The organism is Rathayibacter sp. SD072 (genome assembly GCF_017355185.1).
GTDB lineage: Bacteria > Actinomycetota > Actinomycetes > Actinomycetales > Microbacteriaceae > Rathayibacter.
In genome coordinates this window covers 19191-37652 of the sequence record NZ_JADILJ010000011.1, presented here as the reverse complement: position 1 = coordinate 37652, position 18462 = coordinate 19191, and the positions used below count along the sequence as shown (strand labels likewise).

Here is an 18462-nt window from a genome sequence, read left to right as displayed (position 1 = left end):
CCCGGCCGCCGCAGCGACCGGGCCCTCGTTCCGCGGGGCTCAGTGCCCCGTCTGGATGTTCGTGGTCTCGAGCAGCTCGTCCGCCTTCGCGCCGCGGAAGAACTTGGTGCTGAACATCATCGCGGCCGCCAGGAACGCGAAGACGCCCAGCGAGACGACTCCCCACACCCCGCTCTCGGTCGGGATCGCCTCGTTGAAGCCGTTGCGCATGAGGGGCGCGACGAAGCCGCCGAGGTTTCCGAGCGAGTTGATGAGGCCGATTCCCGCCGCCGCGGCCGCACCCGTGAGGAACGCGGTCGGGTAGGCCCAGGTGATCGGTCCGACCGAGAGGAAGCTCGACACCGCGAGGGTGATGAACAGCAGGCCCAGGATCGGCTGGCCGTTCGCTCCCGCCCACGCCGATCCGAAGATCGACAGGCCGGTGAAGATGTAGAACAGCGAGCCCCAGGAGCGGCGGCGGCGGATGGTGTTCGCGTGCCGGCCCACGTAGTAGCAGGCGAAGAGGCCCACGAGCCACGGGATGGCCGACACGAGTCCGACCTGGAAGCCGACGTCCTGCCCGATCAGGTTCGCGACCTGCTGCGGGAGGTAGAAGGTGGTGCCGTAGACCGCGATCTGCAGGCAGAAGTAGATGATCGTGAAGTACCAGACCTTCCAGCTGCCCATGGCGCGCCAGATGCCGGTCGGGCCGTCGGCCTGCCGCACGGTGTCCTCGCGCTCCATCGCGGCCGTCAGCGAGTCCTTCTCCTCCTGGGTCAGCCACTTCGCCTTCTGCGGATGGTTCGTCAGGAACTTCAGCGCCGCGAATCCGGCGATCACCGCGAGCATGCCCTCGGCGAAGAACATCACCTGCCAGCCCTCCCAGGGGGTGATCTGGTTGCCGATGCTGATCAGGCCGCCGCTGAGCGGGGCGCCGAGCATCTGCGAGAACGGCTGCGCCAGGTAGAAGATCGAGAACATCTGCACGCGCACCTTGTTCGGGAACCACTCCGACAGGAACATGATGACGCCCGGGAACAGGCCCGCCTCGGTCACGCCGAGGAGGAAGCGCAGGATGATGAACATCGTGTCGTTCGTCGTGAAGGCGAACAGCGCCGCGACGATGCCCCAGGTCACCGCGATGCGGGCGAGCCAGAAGCGGGCGCCGAAGCGCTTGAGGAGCAGGTTGCTCGGGATCTCGAAGATCGCGTAGCCGATGAAGAAGATGCCGGCGCCGAGGGCGAACGCGCCGTCCGAGATGCCGCGGTCGACGCGGAGCGCCTCCTCCGCGAATCCGACGTTGGTGCGGTCGAGGAACGCGACGAAGTAGAGGATGACGAGCATCGGCATGAGATGCCGGCCCGCCTTGGTGATCGCGGACTTCAGCGCGGGATCCCGCGTGGATCCGACGGCCGCGGACGGCGAGGGGTTGGACAAGGCACTCTCCTTTGAGATGACCGGTGCGAGGGGGAGGCGCTGCTGCGCCGGACGGCCGGAGCCGCCGCGGAGGACGGGGAGGTCAGCCGCCGAGGGCGGGCAGGATCTGGGCGGCGCCGACGCCGACCAGCAGGACGCCGACGGCGAGGAAGAGCACGCGGCCGATCGACCAGGTGCCGAAGGTCTTGTTCATGAGGGCTCCGATCAGTGCATGTAGAGGCCGCCGTCGACGTTCAGGGTCTGACCCGTCACGAATCCGGCGTCCTCGCTGATGAGGTAGGAGACGGCCGCGGCGATGTCGCGCGGGGTCCCGATGCGGGGGAGCACGCCGTCGGCCGCCATGGCCGTCTTGCGCTCCTCGGTGAGGGTGCCGCCCATGATGTCGGTGTCGATCGGGCCGGGCGAGATCGCGTTGACCGTGATCCCCTGGTGGCCGAGCTCGCGGGCGACGCTCCGGGTGAAGCCGATGACGCCGGCCTTGGCGGCCGAGTAGGCGGTCTTGCTGAAGGTGCCGCCGCCGCGCTGGGCCGAGACGGAGGAGAGGTTGACGACGCGGCCGACTCCGCGCGCCGTCATCGACTCGACGGCGCGACGCGTGCTGAAGTGCACGCCGTTCAGGTTGATGTCGATCACGCGCTGCCACTCCTCGGGGGTGACGTCGAGGTAGGAGACGGGCGAGGCGACTCCCGCCAGGTTCACGAGGGCGACGACCGGGGGCAGGGCGGCCTCGAGGGAGTCGAAGGCGGCGCGGACCTGCGCGTCCTTCGAGACGTCGGCGCCGGCGCCGGCCGCCTGCACGCCGTGCTGCTCGGCGATCTCGGCGGCGACCTCGCGGGCGGCGTCGTCGGCGAGGTCGATGACGCCGACGTTCCAGCCCTGCTCGGCGAGGTGGTGGGCGGTGTAGCGGCCGATGCCGCGGGGAGAGGCGGCGCCGGTGAGGACGACGGTGCGGGATTCGGGGAACGCGGGCATGCGGTGGCCTTTCTGACGACTCTGTCGGGGGTGGCGCGGGGGTGGTGCGAGCGCGCCGGCGGGTGCGCGACGGCCTGCGGAGGGCGGTCGCGCGGGTGAGCGCCGCGGCGCGGGTCAGGCGATCGGGGCGGGGCCCAGCTCGTCCATCAGCTTCTTGATGGCGACGTAGGCGCGGTTGCGGTAGGCGATGAGCTCGGCGGTCCGCTCGGCGGGCACGTCGAGGTAGCCGGCGCCCGACTTCGTGCCGAACTTGCCGGCCTCGACCAGCTGCGCGAGCGACTCCGGGGTCGCGAAGCGCTCGGGCCAGCGGGTCTGCAGCGACGCGTAGCAGAAGGCGTAGACGTCGAGCCCGGCCATGTCGGCGATCGCGAACGGGCCGAACACGGGCAGGCGGAAGCCGAAGGTGGTCCGCACGATCGTGTCGATGTCCTCGGGGGTCGCGATGCCCTCCTCGACGATCTGCGTCGCCTCGTGGAACAGCGCGTACTGCAGGCGGTTGAGCACGAAGCCGGTCGAGTCCTTCACCCGCGCCGTCTCCTTGCCGGTCGCCGCGACGATCTCCTCGGCGAGGGCGATCGCGCTCTCGGAGGTGGCGGAGTGCGGGATCAGCTCGACACCGGGGATGAACGGCGCCGGGTTCGAGAAGTGCACGCCGAGGAAGCGCTCGGGGCCGGTGACCGCCTCGGCGAGCGAGCCGATCAGGATCGTCGAGGTGTTGGATCCGATGACCGCGTCCGGACGCGCGGCCGCGCTGATCCGCCGCAGGGTCTCGTGCTTGATCTCGATCTTCTCGGGCACCGCCTCCTCGATGAAGTCGGCGTCGGCGACGGCCTCCTCGATCGAGGCGGCGGGGGAGAGGTTCTCGCGGATGCGCTCCACGGCGTCCTCGGGGAAGAGCCCGTCGGCGACGAACTGCGCGGTCTCGGTGAGCAGGCGCTCGTAGTTGCTGCGGGCGATCTCCTCCGAGATGTCGGCGATGACGACGGTGGCGCCCGAGAGGGCGAGCACCTGGGCCATGCCTCCGCCCATGTAGCCGGAGCCGACGACGGCGATTCTGCGTGCGGTCATGGTGCTGCGTCCTTACTTCGAGGTCCGGGCTGCCCGCGGGAGCAGGGTGCGGAGGTAGGTCTGGTTGGTGGAGCACATGCCGAGGCTGTCGCCGCCGTAGTGCTCGGCGAGGAGGATCCCGCGGAATCCGCCCTCGACGGCGTCGCGCATCACCTGCCGGTAGTTGATGAGCCCGGCCTCCATGCTCGAGGGCACCGAGGTCGCCCAGCTGCCGTCGGCCGACTCGTCGCGCGTGTAGTTCTTGACGTGCATGTAGTTGGCGTAGGGGAGGGTCTTGGCGAAGAGCTCGCGCCAGTCCTCGACCGGGCGGTGCAGGCGGATGAGGTTGGCGACGTCGGGGTTGAGGCCCACGTTGTCCAGTCCCACGTCCTCGACGAAGCGCACGGCGCTGTCGGCGGTGCCGAGGTAGGTGTCCTCGTAGAGCTCGAGGGCGAGCGGCAGGCCGACGTCGGCGGCGTGCTTCCCGAGCTCCCGGATGCGGCTGACCGCGGCGTTCCAGACGTCCGGGTCGTCGGGGTCCTTCGGTCCCTCGGCGGTCCAGAACCACAGCGCGCGCTTCTGCGCCTCGCTGAAGGGCTGGTGCAGTCCGGTCGAGAAGACCTTCATGCCCCACTCGGCCGCCGCATCGATGGTGCGGTGCGCGTAGGCGAGGTTCTCCTCCTCGCGGCCCGGCATGATCACGCTCTGGCGCTGCAGGTGCACGGAGGGGATGCCGACGCCGTGCCAGCGCGCGATGTCGAGGAACTCGTCGCGGCGTGAGGGCTCGAGGTCGGCGGGGCGGACGTGGCTGTCGGCCAGCTCGGCGAGCGTGAATCCGACGCCCTCGACCTGGGCGAACAGGTCGTCCCACACCTCGGGGGCCGCGTCGTGCAGGGCGACTCCGTCGCGCGAGACCGGGGGGATGCCGTGGAGGCAGGTGGCGATGGGCCAGGTCTCGGCGGTCCAGGTGTCGGGGTCCCAGTCGACGCCGTCCCAGGTCTGGGCTCCGGTCGGGGCTTCGGCGTCTGCTGCGCCGGTCGTGACGTCGGTCATCCGTGCTCCCTCGCACTCGGTGCGCCCGGCTCTGGACGCACAAAAGATCCTATAGGAAATATAGTCCGGATCGAGGGGAGCGCAAGGGGGGTGGTGGCGGGAAGCCTTTGTGCGGGATGCCGCTCCGGTGCGCCCTGCGCGGCGTAGCGCAGACCGGGGTGGCGTCTCGAGGGGTGTTCTCGAGGGTGTGCGGGGCGGGTCTGGGAGGACTCGGTAGCGGACGCGCTGATGGCGGGGACCCCGGGAGGGATCCCCGCCATCAGCGGTGGTGGTGCGGGTCAGTCCAGGGTCGAGCGGACCGCGGTGCGCGCCTGCTCGAGCGCGGTGCGCAGGGCGTCGACGCTCTCGGGAGTGACGTCACCGCGCGAGGCGGCCGTCCGCAGCTCGGCGCGCAGCTCGTCGCGGAACTCGGTGAGCAGCACCTCCGCGTCGCGGAGCGCGAGACGCGACGCCGTGCGCGCATCGGTCGGAGCGGGCATCGGCTCGCGGGCGGGCTCGGCGGTCGGCTCGTCCTGCGTGCGCGGCGGCTGCTCCGACGAGTGCTCGGGAGTGCGGGACTCCCCGCGGTCGCCCCGGTCGCCCCGCGCGTCGCGGGCGGCGCTGGCGAGGTCAGCGCGGAGGCTCTTCATCGCCTCCGCGACGCCCAGGCGGACCTCGTCGGCGAGACGGCGGACCGAGTCCGTCAGCTCGTCCTCGATGTCGCCCAGGTCCGTCGCCCGGTTCGCGAGCTCGGCGCGGCCGTCGTCGGTGATGGAGTAGACGGTCTTGCGGCCGTCGGCCTCCTTCGTCACGAGGCCCTCCTCCTCGAGCTTCGCGAGGCGCGGGTACACCGTGCCGGCGCTCGGCGCGTAGGTGCCGCCGAACCGGTCGCTCAGAGCCTGGATCAGCTCGTAGCCGTGCTTGGGGGCCTCGGCGAGGAGGCTGAGCAGGTAGAGGCGCAGGCGTCCGTGCGCGAAGACGGGGCTCACAGGGCACCTCCGTCGACGGGGCGCTGGTCGTCGGTCGAGGTGCCGGCGTCGGGCGAGCCCCAGCCTGCGCTCTCGCTGCTCGGGGCGGAGGCGGTGACGGGGCTGCGGCGCACGACGGTCACGTCTCCCGTGACCGAGTTGGCGGCGATGTCGACCCACTTCGAGTCGAGCGAGCCGGTGGTCGAGGTGTAGCCGCGGCCGAAGGTGCCGCGCACGACCGAGCCGTCGAGCTGGAGAGTGCCCGAGACGGTGTTGATGCGGTAGCGGGCGCCCAGGCCCTCGTCGACGCGGACGGTGAGGTCGCCGCTGACGGTGTTGGCCTGGATCTGGTCGGGAGTGCCCTCGGCGTCGACGAAGACGCTGCCCGAGACTCCGTCGACCGAGAAGCGCGTGAGCTCTCCGGCCGCGGTGACGTCGCCCGAGACGGTGTGCGCCGTGACGCGCCCGGTGTGGTTGCGCACCGAGAGCTCGCCGTGGACGGTGTTCACGTCGATGTCGCCGTGCAGTCCGTCGACCACGACGTCGCCGCCGACGGTCGAGATGCGGGCGTCGCTGTGCAGGCCCGAGACGAGCCCGTCGGCCGAGACGGTGTCGAACTTGAGAGCCACGCCGCGGGGGACGAGCAGGCTGATGTCGGCGCGATCGCCGCGACGGCCCAGTCCCTTCACGACCTCGACGATCGAGTCCCAACGCAGCTGCACGTGGTCGATCTCGAGGCGGTCGCCCTCCATCGAGACCTTGAGCGCGCGGCCGCCGACGCTGTGCACCTCGACGCGAGCCGTCGGCTCGTCGTGCGCGATGACGTCGATCTGGCCGCCCACGAGGGCGATCTTGACCGAGCGGACGACGTCGAGGTCGATGACCTTCGACTCGCCCGCCTGCACGAGCCATTTCTCGAGCGACATGAGCTCCTCCTTCTTCCGGCCCCGGTGAGGAGCCCTTGCGTGTAACGCGATATATCGCGAGTGGTGGAAGTCACGATATATCTCGACTCATCGGAGGGGCAAGACCGCTCAGCGAGTCCGCAGTTCCGGCCGTCTTGACTCTGACGCCGCGTCAACCCGTACCGTCGCTTCCACCGCCGCCGGATCCGGTCGGCGGGCGGAGGAAGGAGGGCGCGGTGGAGCGGGAGTGGTCGGTGCACGAGGTGGCGCGCCTGGCGGGAACGACCAGCCGGACGCTGCGGCACTACGGAGCCCAGGGGCTCCTGCCGCCGAGCCGGGTGGGGGCGAACGGGTACCGCTACTACGACGCCGCCGCGCTCGTGACGCTGCAGCGGATCCTGCTGCTGCGCGACCTCGGTCTCGGGCTGGCCGAGATCGGGGAGATCCTCCGGCGCGACACCGAGCCCGTGACCGCTCTGGAGCGGCACCTCGACGTCCTGCGGGAGGAGCGGCGGCGGCTGGACCGCCGCATCCGAGCGGTCGCCGGGACCGTCGGGACGATGAAGGAGGGGACAGGGCCCATGGCCGAGGAGATGTTCGACGGGTTCGACCACGCGGAGCACCGCGAGGAGGTGGAGCGCCGCTGGGGTGCGCCGGCCTACGCCGACGGCGACCGCTGGTGGCGCTCGATGAGCGAGGAGCAGCGGGAGCAGTGGCGCCGGAGGCAGGCGGACCTGGCCGGCGCGTGGACCGCCGCGGCGGCGAGCGGAGCGGATCCGGAGGGGGAGGAGGCGCTCGCACTCGCCGAGCGGCACCGCGCATGGCTGGCCGAGGTGCCGGGCACGCCTCGGGACGCGACGGGCGGGCCGAGTGACGAGTACCTGCTCGGACTCGGCGCGATGTACGTCGAGGACGAGCGCTTCGCCGCGGCCTACGGCGGGGTCGCGGGCGCACGGTTCGTGCGGGACGCGCTGCGGGCGCTGGTCGAGCGCCGAGGGTGATCCCCCGCACGGGCGACCGCGTCTGCTAGACCGGGGGACATGGATCCCCTCGACGCACTGCACGAGATCGCGACACTGCTCGAGCGGGAGCGCGCCTCGAAGTACCGCGCCAAGGCGTTCCGCAAGGCGATCGCAGTGCTCGAGGGCATGACGGAGGCCGAGCGCGAGGATCTCGGTGCCGTCCGCCGCGCGGCCGGGATCGGGGACACGACCTTCACCGTGATCAGCCAGGCGCGGGAAGGTCGGGTGCCGGACTACCTCGCCGACCTGCGCGGGAGCGACCCGCTGCCGACGAGCGCCCTGCGCGGCAGACTGCGGGGCGATCTGCACAGCCACAGCGAGTGGTCGGACGGCGCGACTCCGATCCTCGCGATGGCGGACGCGGCCCGCGCGCTCGGGCACGAGTACCTGGCGCTGACCGATCACTCCCCTCGTCTGCGCGTCGCGCACGGCCTCAGCGCAGACCGCCTCGAGGAGCAGCTCGCCCACCTCGCGACCCTCGACACCGGGCCGCTCCGTCTGCTGAGCGGGATCGAGGTCGACGTGCTCGAGGACGGCTCGCTCGATCAGACGCCGGAGCTGCTCGACCGCCTCGACGTCGTCGTGGCGAGCGCGCACTCGAAGCTGCGGACCCCGCGGCGCGAGATGACGGCGCGCCTGGTCGCGGCGGCGTCCGATCCGCGGACGGACGTGCTCGGGCACGTCACCGGCAGGCTCGTCGGCGGGGAGCGGGGCACCCGTCCGCCGTCGGAGTTCGACGCCGTCGCCGTCTTCCGCGCGTGCGCCGATCACGGGACGGCCGTCGAGATCAACTCCCGGCCCGAGCGGGAGGACCCGCCGGACGAGCTGATCGCCCTGGCTCTGGACGCGGGCTGCCTCTTCTCGATCGACAGCGACGCGCACGCTCCGGGCCAGCTCGGCCTGCTGGACTACGGGGCCGAGCGCGCCGAGCGGCTCGGCGTGCCCGAGGAGCGGATCGTGACCACCTGGCCGGTGGACCGGCTGCTGGAGTGGACCCGGCGCTCCTGAGCACGTCCCGCGCCTCCACGCGCGCGTGGAGGACGCGGATCGGAGGCGGTACCCCCTTGACAGTGCGCACAGTCCGGGGGTGTCCGCAAGTGGTGAAATCCCAGCGCTCGCCCCGGCATGCTCGTACTCGGTCCGCCGATACCGCGATCCGTCGAGCCCGAGGGCTCCGAAGGACGAGCGGTGCGGAGGTGCCGCCCCATCCGCCCCGACGAGACCAGGTGAACCGTGGCCACCCAGACCGTTCTCGATGCCGTGCGCGGCGCGCCCACCCTGCTCGAGGCGATCCGGGCCGCCGACGAGCTCACCATCGCCGCGGTCAGCGACGGAGGCGGTCGCGCGGTGCGCCTGCTGACCCGCGCCGCTCTCGACCCCTCCGACCAGCTGACGGCCATCGCCGCGGTGCACTCGCTCGCCCAGGTCTTCGACGAGGAGGCCGATCTGGCGCTGCTGCGCCTGCTCGCCGATGAGCGGCCCTTCATCCGCGAGCACGCGGCATGGGCGTTCGGCGGACGCCTCCCTCGCCCCAGCGCCGTCGGCCCTCTGCTCCGGATGATCGGCGCGGGCGGTTTCGCCGGCATGCTGGCCCAGCGCACCCTGCTGCTGTGGGCGCCCTCGACGCCCGATCCGATCTCGCTCGCCCTCGAGGGCGTGCTGATCGGCGAGCGCGACCCCGGCGCCCGCTCGCGCGTCGTCGAGACCCTGGGCCTCGTGCCCGGTGCGATCGCCGAGCGGACCCTGCTCGAAGTGGCCGCCGACGAGGCCGAGGGCTTCGACGCCCGGGCCGCGGCCATCGACGCGCTCGGGGAGCGCCGCTCCGACGACGCCGAGCTGCTGCTGTCGCGCCTGACCGGACTGGACGGCGCGCTGGGCTCGATCGCGCGCACCGCGCTCCTCGACCACGCTCCGGCTCCGGTCTCTGACGCGGGACCGACCATCGCGCAGCTCTTCGTGCACGCCGACATCGACGGCACGCTCACGCGAGTGGGCGCCGGGGACAACGGCGGCATCGCGACGCTGCTGGTCCGGCTCGGCGACGCGCTCGAGGGCGAGGACGGCATCGAGCGCGTCCTCACGCTCTCGCGCGGGACACCGGCCGAGGCGGAGCGCGCTCTCGCCGAGCTGCCATCCTCCGGCCACGGCTTCGCGCCCGTGCCCTTCGCGGGACCCGCGGTACCCATGCCCGAGGCCTGGCCGCGCCGGGTCGCGGCCGAGCGGGGGATCCGCCGGATCCTGAGCGCGGCAGGACGGGTCGACGTGCTGCACCTGCGGATGGCCGACGTCGGGTCGCTGGCCGCCGCCGCGGTCGCCCGCGAGCTCGAGATCCCCGTCGTGTTCACCGTCGCCCCGGATCCGCACGCGCTCATCGCGGGCCTGGACGCCTCCGGCGCTCTGTCGCGGGCCGACTTCGGCGACCGCGACGCCGTGGACCACTTCTGGTTCCGAGTGCGCCTCGTGCAGCGACTCGCGGCCGATGCCGCCCACACCGTCCTGTTTCCGCGGGCGGAGCTGGAGCGGAGCATGCGCGAGCTGATCGGCATCGACATCACCGCGCATCCGGAGCGGCACACGATCGTCCCCGAGGGGATCGACGTGCGCCTGGTCGAGCGGGGCGAGCGGGCCGCGCGGAGTGCCGCCGCGGGCGAGCCCGTCGCGCTCGACGCGGGCGACGACCTCTCGGCCCTCGACGAGCTCCTCCGCGAGCTCCCGGAGGAGCGGCGCGGCCTGCCCCTGCTGCTCAGCGTCGGCCGCCTGCACCGGGTCAAGGGCATGGCCGCCCTGGCCGAGGCGTGGGCCGGCGACCCGTCGCTGCGCCGGCGCGCGAACCTCGTGCTGGTGGGCGGCGATCTCGCCGACCCCAGCCCGGACGAGCGCGAGCAGCTCGACCGCATCGGCGCCGCGGGCGGCTCCTCGGCGGGTCTCCTGCTCGCCGGTCACCGGCCCAACGGCACGGTCGCCCGGTGGCTGGGCGCGGTCCGGCACGGCAGGCCGGGTCTCGCCGCCCCGGGAGGCGCGTACGTCTGCGCCAGCGTGAAGGAGGAGTTCGGCATCGCCCTGCTCGAGGCGCTCGCCGCGGGCCTCGTCGTCGTCGCTCCCGCGACCGGCGGTCCGGTCACCTATGTCGAGGACGGCGTCACCGGATTCCTGATCGACACCGCCGACTGCGCCGCACTGGCCGGTGCCGCCGGGGACGCCCTCGATCTGGCGGGCGGTCCGTTGGCCCAGGACGCCTCGGAGCGAGGCCGCGCGATGGTCGCCGAGCGGTACACGATCGAGGCCATGGCGCGAGCCCTCTCGGGCGTCTACGCGCACGCCACGGCCGACCAGGAGCGGCCGCTGCGCTCGGATCTCGTGCTGGGAGCGTCGTGACCCTGCTGATCGTGAGTCCGGACTACGCCTCCCACCTGCTCCCGCTCGCGACCCTCGGCACCGCCTGGCGCGACGCCGGGGAGCGGGTGGTCGTGGCGACGGGCGACGCGACGCGGTCGATCGTGGACGACTTCGGCTTCGAGCACGTTCCGCTGCGACTGGGCCGGGGCTCCAATCCCGGCACGATCCGCGCCGAGGAGCAGGCCCCGGACGAGGGCGCCTCGCTCCGCGGGTTCTTCGACGCCACCCGGCGCGGCATGGTCCCGACCCTCGCCTACCAGGCGCGGGAGCGGCTGACCGATCTGCTGTGGGATCCGGCGGGCGTCGCTGCGCGGCTGCGCGAGATCCTCGACGAGGTGCAGCCCGACGCGATCGTCGCCGACCACCTCGCCTTCACCGCCCGGGTGGCGCTGCGCGCGCTCGGCGTGCCCTACGGCGACGTGGTGCTCGGGCATCCGACCGCCCTCACGGTGCCCGGCGAGGTCTACGGATTCCCGCCCGTCTGGCCCGACGCCTTCGCCCCCGACCCGGACGAGCTCGCCGACCTGCGCGCCCTGTGCCACGAGGTCCGCGACGCGTTCACCGCCGAGTGGAACGCCGCCCTCGCCTCGCTGGATCCCTCCGCCCCGTCGAGTCAGGACGCCTTCGCCGAGTCCGGCGACGTGCTGCTGCTGAACTACCCGGGCCGCCTGCACGACCCCGCGCGCACCGCCCAGCTGCCTCCGCACGCCTTCCTCGGCTCGGCCGTCCGCTCCGAGCCGGTCGACGACGAGGTCGAGCAGTGGCTCGCCGCCTCGGACGACCCGGTCGTCTACGTGAGCTTCGGCAGCTTCCTCTCGGTGCGCGACGACGTGCTCGCGCGCGTCGCGTCGGCGCTCGCGGGCGTGTCGGTCGACGGCCGGCCGGTGCGCGTCGCACTCGCCTCCGGCGCGACGGATCGCTCGGCCCTGGGCGGGCTCCCCCCGACCTGGCTGGTGCGCGGGTTCCTCCCGCAGGTCACGCTGCTGCGCCGCGCGGCTCTCGCGATCACCCACGGCGGCAACAACAGCGTCACCGAGTCGATGACCGCCGGCGTGCCGCTCGTGGTGCTGCCCTTCTCGACCGATCAGTTCGCCGGCGCGGCGGCGCTCGAGGACGCGGGAGTCGCCGAGGTGCTCGACCCGAACAGCGCCGGATCCGGGGCGATCGCCGCGGCGGCCCGGCGGCTGCTCGCCGCCGACCACACGGGACGGGAGCGGCTCGCCGCCCTCTCGGCGGAGCTCACGGGGACGACCGGCCCCCAGCGCGCCTTCGCAGCCCTGTCCGGACTCGTCTCGCGCCGCTAGCCTGACCGGATGAGCGCCCTCCACGCCGAGACCGACCCGGAGCGGGGCCGCTGGGTGCTCGACGCGCTGGGCCCGTTCGCCACGTTCGAGGGCATCGTTCCGCCGCTGTTCGAGGCCGCCGTGCGGATCCTGCATCCCGCCTCCGATGACGCGGGGGAGCCGCTGAGGTGGCGCGAGGTCGCGGAGCGCGCAGGGACGGTGCTGCATCCGCTCGCCCAGTGGGACGACCTCTCGGGCCAGGACCGGACGTTCGGCGCCCCGCGGCTCGGGGAGCTCGACCTCGAGGAGCTGGCGGCGATCGCCGATGTCCTCGCCGGCGCCACCACGACTTCCGAGCGGTGCTCCGCGGCGTTCTGGGAGGGGACGGGCGTGCTCGGAACCTTCGGGGTCGTCACCGCCCGGCGGACGGACGGCGGGGACGAGCTCCCCGAGGAGCACGACGACGGTCGACCGACGGGACGCGAGCACCCCGCGATCGCCGCGGCCGGAAGCATCCGCCTGCCGCAGCGCGAGTGCCTTCTGTTCGCGCTCGACGTCCGCGTGCTCACCGAGCCGACCTGGGCTCGCGACAACGGGTTCGCCGACGCGACCGGGACGGTCGTCCAGACCCCGCTCGCGCTCTGGCCGGAGGACCGCGCCTGGTACCTCGCGAGCGAGATCGACTTCGACTCGACGCTGATCGGCGGCTCGGAGGAGCTCGTCGCCCGGATCCTCGCGCTCGCCGATCTCGGCGTGATCGAGGCGCTCCGGCTGCCCGCCTCGGTCGATCTGACGAGCACCGGCGATCGGATCAACCGGCGTGGCTGACGAGCACGACGACGAGCACGACGCCGAGCAGGACACCGCCCGACAGGACGCGGAGCGCTGGCTCGTCGTGAACGGCCGCCGCTGGCGCCGCACCGATCCGATCCTCCCCGAGGAGCTCGTCGCCGCCCTGACCTCCCACCTCGGCCGAGGCCGATCGGGCACCCGGTCGGCGAAGCGCGCCGGGGACGAGGACGCGGTGGCCGCCGCCCGCACCCGCACCGGGCTCGCCAAGCACGGGCTCGGGGAGCGGGGCCCCGCCTGGTGGGACGAGCCCGAGGAGGCGCGGCTCTCGCGCGCCCGGGACGCGCTCCGCGACCTGGAAGCTCTCGACGACGGGGACTGACTCGACACCTGCATGCCGCGAGGATGCCCCGGCGCTGGCCGGCGCGGATCCGGAGTGACGCGATCGGTGGAGACGCTCCGTCCCGCGCCCCTGGGGAGGACGTCAGGCCCGGAACGTCACCACGAAGCCGTCCGCCGGCTCCGTCGGGAACGAGCGGAGGCTGATCGAGAAGTCCTGCCCGGGCATCACGTCGTACGGGTGCCCGGTCGCGAGCAGTTCCAGCGCCTCGGCCAGCAGGTCGACGGTCGCGGGCTCGCCGGGGCAGCGGTGGCCGTCGCCGTAGTGGCCGCCGCCCTGCGCGATGAAGCCGTTGCGGTCGACGGGGGCGAGGAAGCGCTCGGGATCGAAGGTCTCCGGCGCGTCCCAGTGCGCGGTCGCGTGGTCGGTCGCGTACAGGTCGAGCAGGAACCACTGCCGGTCGGGCAGGGTCTCGCCCTGGAACTCCAGACCGCCGCGGGCCCGTCCGCCGACCATCGGGAAGAAGGGGTGGAACCGGCGCACCTCGTTCGCGAAGGCCGCGCGCTCCTCCGGGTGCACGAGACGCTCCCGCCACTCGGGGTGCTCGTGCAGCGCCAGCGCGGCGAAGACGATGAAGCGCCCGACCGCGACCGTCGGTCGCAGGAGGTTGAGCAGCTCCACGGCGGCGACCTCGATCGGCAGCGGAGCGCCGTCCTCCTCGGCGTGCGCGATCCGGTCGACGATCGACGCCGCGCCGTCCTCGGGCGGCAGTCCCGCCGCCCGGCTCGCCTCGAGCAGGCCGCGCGCCCAGCTCTCGGTGCGCCGGCGCCGCAGCCGAGCCGCCCAGTTCGGCGGTCCGAAGCGGCCCGCGTTGTCGACCATGCTGCGCAGCTCGTCCGACCGCTGCTGCGCCTCCCGATCCGGGAGCGCGACGCCGGCCCACACGAGGACTGCGCGTCCGAGCACCTCGGCCGCCATGTCCTGCAGCGGCACCGGAGCGCCCGCGAAGCGCGCGGCGGCCCGCTGCCACTCGACCGCGAAGGCGTCGACGAGCCGCGAGCGCTCCTCCGGCGCCTCGATCAGCGAGAGGAAGAGCTTCTTGCGGCGCCGGTGCCGCTCGTCCTCGAGGGTCTGCACGCTGCCCTCGTCCTGCAGAAGGTGCAGCACCGAGCCGGGCAGGGCGCCCGCCCGGTCGAAGCGACCCCCCTCGTAGAAGAAGCGCGCCGCCTCGATCCCCCGGGCGACCACGACGGGCCGCCCGAGGATCCGGGTGCGGAAGGCGTCGCCCTCGACCTGCGCGAAGCGCCTCGTCCCGAACAGGTAGCCGTCCGAGAGGACCGCCGCGGTGCTGTCCAGGGCGCTCAGCGCGGGGATCACGCTCAGTCCGTCGGCTCGCTGACGCCCGCGTCGAGGTCGTCGTCGTCGACCGCGGTCGTGACGTCCTCGGCGGTGCTCTCGGCGCCGCCGACCTGCGCGTCGTCGCCCTCGGCCTGCGAGGGCTTGTCCACTCCGGCGTCGCTCACCGTGTCGTGGTTCTGCGGGTTGTCCTGGGGTCCGTCGATGCCGCTCATGCCCGATCTCCTCTCGCGCGCGGCGCGGGATGCGCCGACGTCACCACGCTAGGGAGCTCCGCGCGAGGCCTGCAGCCGGTTGACTCCGTCCGCTCCCGCCTGGCATCCTCGCGCGACCGCGTCGGGCGCAGGAGCGCCGTGCGCCCTCAGCTCCGCCGCAGGATCACGGGCGCTGTCACCCACACCAGCGCGATGATCAGCAGGACCGCGCCGCCCGCCACGAGCCCCGCCGCCTGGGTGAGGACGAAGTCGAACACGAACGTCACGACTCCCACGAAGAGGAGGGAGCCGGCAGCGAGGCAGGTCAGGACGATGCGGTTGCCGAAGCGCACCAGCTCCGCCTTGCGTCCGCGCGCGAACAGCAGGCGGTGCACGGTGACCGGGGCCAGCGCCAGCACGGTCACCGACGCGGCGAGGAACACGAGCACCAGGTAGAGCGCGACGTCCGGGGCGGCGAGCTCGGTGAAGCGCTGCTGGAAGCAGAGGGTGAGCAGGAAGCCGCCGAGGATCTGCGTGCCGGTCTGCACGACGCGCAGCTCCTGCAGGATCTCGTTCCAGTTGCGATCGGAGCGCTCCTCCGGCGTCTCGTCGCGGCCCGCTCCCGGCTGCGGTCGGCTCTCGTGTCCAGTCATGGACAGGAGGGTAGCGCCGCCGCAGGTCTCCCCGTGTTCACCGTCCGCCGTCATACTCGTCAGGCCGATCCCCATCCCCACTCAGAGGAGCCCCCCATGAGCGACGCCCCCGCCGTCCTGTTCGTCTGCATCCACAACGCCGGCCGCTCGCAGATGGCCGCCGGCTATCTGACGAGCCTGTCCGGCGGCCGGGTCCAGGTCCGCTCCGGCGGCTCGGAGCCGGGTGCGAGCATCAACCCCGTCGCGGTCGCCGCGATGGCGGAGGAGGGCATCGACATCTCGCAGGAGGTGCCCCAGCAGATGACGACCGAGCAGGTGCGCGAGTCGGACGTCGTGATCACCATGGGCTGCGGCGACGTCTGCCCGATCTTCCCCGGCAAGCGCTACGAGGACTGGGAGCTCGCCGATCCGGCCGGCCTGCCGCTCGAGCAGGTGCGTCCCATCCGCGACGACATCCGCGGTCGCGTCGAGCGCCTGGTCGCCGAGCTGCTCGGCTGACCGCCCTCCTCAGACCAGGGACTGCGCGAGCGACAGCGCGCCGCGCACGCCCGACTCGTCGCCCAGCCCCGGACGCACGATGCGGATGCGCCCCGCCGACGTGCCCGTCGCTCCCGGTGCGCCCATCAGCCGCTGCACCTCGGTCTCGACCGCCTCGAGCAGTCCGGGCGTCTTCGACACCCCGCCGCCGAGGATCGCCAGGCGCACTCCGGCGACGTAGGCGAGCGTCGTGACGAGCTGGGCGAGGTAGTACGAGCTGAAGCGGAGGTTCGCCGCGGCGTCCTCGGCCCCCAGACTCGAGCCGTCGACGCCCCAGCGCGCCGAGATCGCGGGCCCGGCGACGAGGCCCTCGAGGCAGTCGCCGTGGAACGGGCAGGTGCCGGCGAAGGCGTCCTCGGGGTGGCGGCGGGGGAGGAGGTGCGCGATCTCTGGCCAGCCGCTGCCGGCGAGGAGGCGGCCGCCAGCGAGCAGGCCGCCGCCCACTCCGGTGCCGACGGTGACGTAGACGAAGTCGGGCTCCCCGGCGGCGGCGCCCCAGCGCGCCTCACCGAGGGCGGCGCCGTTGACGTCGGTGACCAGAGCGGTGCGGGCACCGGGCGCGGCCTCGCCCAGCGGACCGAGGACGTCGACGCCCTCCCAGCCGATCTTCGGCGTCGAGGTGAGGTGGCCGTAGGAGGGCGAGCCGGGATCGACGTCGAGCGGCCCGAACGAGGCGACTCCGATCGCCGAGACGGAGCCGTCGACGCCGTGACCGCGGACGAACGCCGCGATGTCGGCGAGGGTCTCGACGGGGCCGCGGGTGGGCAGCGTGGTCGTCGCGAGCAGCCGCTCCGGTTCGTCGAGGGCGGCGACGGCGGCGACGACCTTGGTGCCTCCGGTCTCGATCCCGACGAGGAGGGGGCGTGCGGTGGCAGTGCTCATGGGGGTCTCCGGAGTGAATGTCCTACGTTGGCACTCCGACAGTAGCGGCCCGCGGTCGCGCCGTCACGCGATCCGCGGGCCGCAGCCGTCGGTCGGTCTCTCAGCAGGCTCGGAAGCGGACCGCATTCAGCGAGAGGGTCTTGTCGCTGCCCAGCACGACCGCCGTGTCGAGGTGCTGGCGCTTGAGGGAGTCGGTCGTCTCGACCGGCACGCAGTCGGGGCGGGCGAGCGAGAGGGGTGCTCCCTGCGACGCGGCGACCGCCGCTCCGGACAGCGCGTCCGCGGCGCCCTCACCGGAGGCGAGGTAGGTCGTGTAGGTGAGCCCCTCCGCCGGGAACGCCTCGTTGATCAGGCGGCTCGTCTCGTACCGGCTCGCGCCGCCGATGCGGGTGAGCTCGCCGCCGACGAGAGCGGACACATCGGCCTCGATGCCCGCGGAGACGGAGGCGGTCCGGCCCAGGATCACCGCGCGGTCGGGGCCGAGGCGGGTGAGAGCGGACCGGGTGGCGGCGTCGATGCCGGTGTCCGCGCCGTTGACGAGCAGGACCGCCTGCTTGTCGCGACCCGCGACGGGCGCGACCGAGAGGGCGTCGGGGAAGTCGTTCCCGGTGGCCAGGAAGACGTCCTCCGCGGAGTCGTCCTCGAAGGCGTCCGCCACGATCAGGCGGGACGTGTCGTAGCGGTCCGAGCCGCCGATGCGCGTGATCGGTCCCGTGACCAGGGCGTCGATCTGCTGGAAGACCGCCTCCGACACGGTGGCGTCGCTGCCGACGACCACGGTCTCCTTCGGAGCGAGCCGCGTGATCTCGGCGCTGGTGCTGGCGAAGAGCGTGGAGGGGTCGGTGAGCAGGAGCGCGCCGTCCTGGGCCGAGGCGGCGGGGGCGGCGCTGAGGGCGTCCGCCCATCCTGCGCCGCTGGCGATGTAGAGCACGGGGACGCCGGGCGCGTAGTCCCTCGTCGAGGCGGCCGACGTGCCGTAGCGGTCGCTGCCCTCGACGCGGGAGGTGGTGAAGAAGAACGGATCCGGCGTGAAGTGGATGCCCGTGACGGCCGCTCCCGCCACCTCGACCACGGTCGAGGCGCCGACCCAGTCGGTGTCCTCCCAGAACGAGTCGCCCACGGTCGGCACGCCGTTCTGCAGGGGGGTCTCGAGGACGCGGACGATGTAGGAGCCGTCGGGGAGGGCGGGCAGGGCGTACTCGCCCGTCTTCCCGCTCGCGATGGTCGTGACCGTCCGGGCGACCGGCTCCGCCGTCGCGAGGTCGGCCCCCACGGGCCACGCCTGCACGGTGTACGTGTGCGAGCCGGGGACCGAGGCGGGGGAGGTGATCGATCCGCGCACCGGCGAGTCGGCGGCCGATGCGGGCGAGGCGACGAGTCCGGCCAGCGCGACGGCGCCGACGGTGGAGAGGGTGAGCGCGAGCAGACGCGCGGAGGGCCGACGGCGGCGAGGAGTCACGGGAGTCTTTCGGATGGTCGCGGCGGACCGCGGCGGACACGAGGTCTTCTGAATCTAACGGGGCGGTGCGGGGGCGACGCCCCCTGTCAGGGGGCGGATCGACGGCGGTCGAGTGGAATCCCGTGGTCGCGGTCGAGGATCGTCACCGGGGCGGTCACACGAGGGGCGCGGACGCCCGTCGCTCCGCAGGAGCGCGGAGCGACGGGGCGCC

Annotated in this window: 18 protein-coding genes; 7 read left to right on the top strand and 11 right to left on the bottom strand. The window is 73.2% G+C overall.

What is annotated here, in order from left to right; translation table 11 throughout:
- Nucleotides 1–39: 39 nt before the first annotated feature.
- From IOC53_RS06530 to IOC53_RS06505, 6 genes are all read right to left on the bottom strand, one after another.
- Nucleotides 40–1416, bottom strand: coding sequence for an MFS transporter (locus IOC53_RS06530; protein WP_242683015.1), 1377 nt, complete (start codon nt 1414–1416; stop codon nt 40–42).
- 204 nt (nt 1417–1620) lie between these two features.
- Nucleotides 1621–2388, bottom strand: coding sequence for an SDR family NAD(P)-dependent oxidoreductase (locus IOC53_RS06525; RefSeq protein WP_207403559.1), 768 nt, complete (start codon nt 2386–2388; stop codon nt 1621–1623).
- A gap of 114 nt (nt 2389–2502) precedes the next feature.
- Nucleotides 2503–3456, bottom strand: a complete 954-nt coding sequence (locus IOC53_RS06520) for a 3-hydroxyacyl-CoA dehydrogenase family protein (protein ID WP_207403558.1) — start codon at nt 3454–3456, stop codon at nt 2503–2505.
- 12 nt (nt 3457–3468) lie between these two features.
- Nucleotides 3469–4488, bottom strand: coding sequence for a sugar phosphate isomerase/epimerase (locus IOC53_RS06515; RefSeq protein ID WP_207403557.1), 1020 nt, complete (start codon nt 4486–4488; stop codon nt 3469–3471).
- Between the two features lie 278 nt (nt 4489–4766).
- A complete protein-coding gene (locus tag IOC53_RS06510; RefSeq protein ID WP_207403556.1) occupies nt 4767–5456 on the bottom strand; it encodes a PadR family transcriptional regulator in 690 nt (229 codons plus the stop codon).
- Nucleotides 5453–6361 (bottom strand): DUF4097 family beta strand repeat-containing protein, encoded by a 909-nt coding sequence (locus IOC53_RS06505; RefSeq protein ID WP_242683014.1) that lies wholly within the window; start codon nt 6359–6361, stop codon nt 5453–5455. The genes IOC53_RS06510 and IOC53_RS06505 overlap by 4 nt, the downstream gene beginning before the upstream one ends.
- 215 nt (nt 6362–6576) lie before the next feature.
- On the opposite strand from IOC53_RS06505, the gene IOC53_RS06500 reads away from it, so the two are divergent.
- The 6 genes from IOC53_RS06500 to IOC53_RS06475 all read left to right on the top strand — a co-directional run bounded on the left by IOC53_RS06500 (nt 6577) and on the right by IOC53_RS06475 (nt 13212).
- The gene (locus IOC53_RS06500) at nt 6577–7341 is read left to right on the top strand and encodes a TipAS antibiotic-recognition domain-containing protein (RefSeq protein ID WP_207403555.1); all 765 of its coding nucleotides are present in this window, start codon (nt 6577–6579) and stop codon (nt 7339–7341) included.
- 39 nt (nt 7342–7380) lie between these two features.
- Nucleotides 7381–8370 carry a PHP domain-containing protein gene (locus IOC53_RS06495; RefSeq protein ID WP_207403554.1) on the top strand — a complete coding sequence of 330 codons (990 nt, stop codon included), beginning with the start codon at nt 7381–7383 and terminating at the stop codon, nt 8368–8370.
- A gap of 225 nt (nt 8371–8595) precedes the next feature.
- Complete coding sequence (locus IOC53_RS06490) at nt 8596–10737, top strand: glycosyltransferase (protein WP_207403553.1); 2142 nt, start codon at nt 8596–8598, stop codon at nt 10735–10737.
- Complete coding sequence (locus IOC53_RS06485) at nt 10734–12062, top strand: glycosyltransferase (protein ID WP_207403552.1); 1329 nt, start codon at nt 10734–10736, stop codon at nt 12060–12062. Before IOC53_RS06490 ends, IOC53_RS06485 begins: the two co-directional genes overlap by 4 nt.
- 9 nt (nt 12063–12071) lie before the next feature.
- Nucleotides 12072–12869, top strand: coding sequence for a hypothetical protein (locus tag IOC53_RS06480; RefSeq protein ID WP_207403551.1), 798 nt, complete (start codon nt 12072–12074; stop codon nt 12867–12869).
- Entirely contained in the window at nt 12862–13212 is a 351-nt protein-coding gene (locus tag IOC53_RS06475) for a biopolymer transporter Tol (protein WP_207403550.1), read from the top strand. Before IOC53_RS06480 ends, IOC53_RS06475 begins: the two co-directional genes overlap by 8 nt.
- Nucleotides 13213–13314: 102 nt before the next feature.
- On the opposite strand, the gene IOC53_RS19425 is transcribed toward IOC53_RS06475, so the two are convergent.
- The 3 genes from IOC53_RS19425 to IOC53_RS06460 all read right to left on the bottom strand — a co-directional run bounded on the left by IOC53_RS19425 (nt 13315) and on the right by IOC53_RS06460 (nt 15373).
- Nucleotides 13315–14547 (bottom strand): cytochrome P450, encoded by a 1233-nt coding sequence (locus IOC53_RS19425; RefSeq protein ID WP_207403549.1) that lies wholly within the window; start codon nt 14545–14547, stop codon nt 13315–13317.
- A 2-nt stretch (nt 14548–14549) separates the two neighbouring features.
- A complete protein-coding gene (locus IOC53_RS06465; protein ID WP_207403548.1) occupies nt 14550–14741 on the bottom strand; it encodes a hypothetical protein in 192 nt (63 codons plus the stop codon).
- 146 nt (nt 14742–14887) lie between these two features.
- Nucleotides 14888–15373, bottom strand: a complete 486-nt coding sequence (locus tag IOC53_RS06460; RefSeq protein WP_207403547.1) for a DUF6328 family protein — start codon at nt 15371–15373, stop codon at nt 14888–14890.
- A gap of 96 nt (nt 15374–15469) precedes the next feature.
- On the opposite strand from IOC53_RS06460, the gene IOC53_RS06455 reads away from it, so the two are divergent.
- The gene (locus IOC53_RS06455; protein WP_207403546.1) at nt 15470–15871 is read left to right on the top strand and encodes an arsenate reductase ArsC; all 402 of its coding nucleotides are present in this window, start codon (nt 15470–15472) and stop codon (nt 15869–15871) included.
- A 9-nt stretch (nt 15872–15880) separates the two neighbouring features.
- Here the strand turns inward: IOC53_RS06455 and IOC53_RS06450 are convergent, their stop codons facing one another.
- Nucleotides 15881–16792: an ROK family protein gene (locus tag IOC53_RS06450; protein ID WP_207403545.1), complete on the bottom strand. Its 912-nt coding sequence runs from the start codon at nt 16790–16792 to the stop codon at nt 15881–15883.
- A gap of 100 nt (nt 16793–16892) precedes the next feature.
- On the bottom strand, nt 16893–18251 hold the full coding sequence (locus IOC53_RS06445; RefSeq protein WP_207403544.1) for a cell wall-binding repeat-containing protein: 1359 nt from the start codon (nt 18249–18251) through the stop codon (nt 16893–16895).
- Nucleotides 18252–18462 lie beyond the last annotated feature (211 nt).

Bases quoted from the DNA above. Each gene is read 5' to 3' on its own strand.
- IOC53_RS06525 (WP_207403559.1), bottom strand. From the start codon at position 2,388: ATGCCCGCGTTCCCCGAATCCCGCACCGTCGTCCTCACCGGCGCCGCC.
- IOC53_RS06520 (WP_207403558.1), bottom strand. From the start codon at position 3,456: ATGACCGCACGCAGAATCGCCGTCGTCGGCTCCGGCTACATGGGCGGA.
- IOC53_RS06515 (WP_207403557.1), bottom strand. From the start codon at position 4,488: ATGACCGACGTCACGACCGGCGCAGCAGACGCCGAAGCCCCGACCGGA.
- IOC53_RS06505 (WP_242683014.1), bottom strand. From the start codon at position 6,361: ATGTCGCTCGAGAAATGGCTCGTGCAGGCGGGCGAGTCGAAGGTCATC.
- IOC53_RS06495 (WP_207403554.1), top strand. From the start codon at position 7,381: ATGGATCCCCTCGACGCACTGCACGAGATCGCGACACTGCTCGAGCGG.
- IOC53_RS06480 (WP_207403551.1), top strand. From the start codon at position 12,072: ATGAGCGCCCTCCACGCCGAGACCGACCCGGAGCGGGGCCGCTGGGTG.
- IOC53_RS06465 (WP_207403548.1), bottom strand. From the start codon at position 14,741: ATGAGCGGCATCGACGGACCCCAGGACAACCCGCAGAACCACGACACG.
- IOC53_RS06460 (WP_207403547.1), bottom strand. From the start codon at position 15,373: ATGACTGGACACGAGAGCCGACCGCAGCCGGGAGCGGGCCGCGACGAG.
- IOC53_RS06455 (WP_207403546.1), top strand. From the start codon at position 15,470: ATGAGCGACGCCCCCGCCGTCCTGTTCGTCTGCATCCACAACGCCGGC.
- IOC53_RS06450 (WP_207403545.1), bottom strand. From the start codon at position 16,792: ATGAGCACTGCCACCGCACGCCCCCTCCTCGTCGGGATCGAGACCGGA.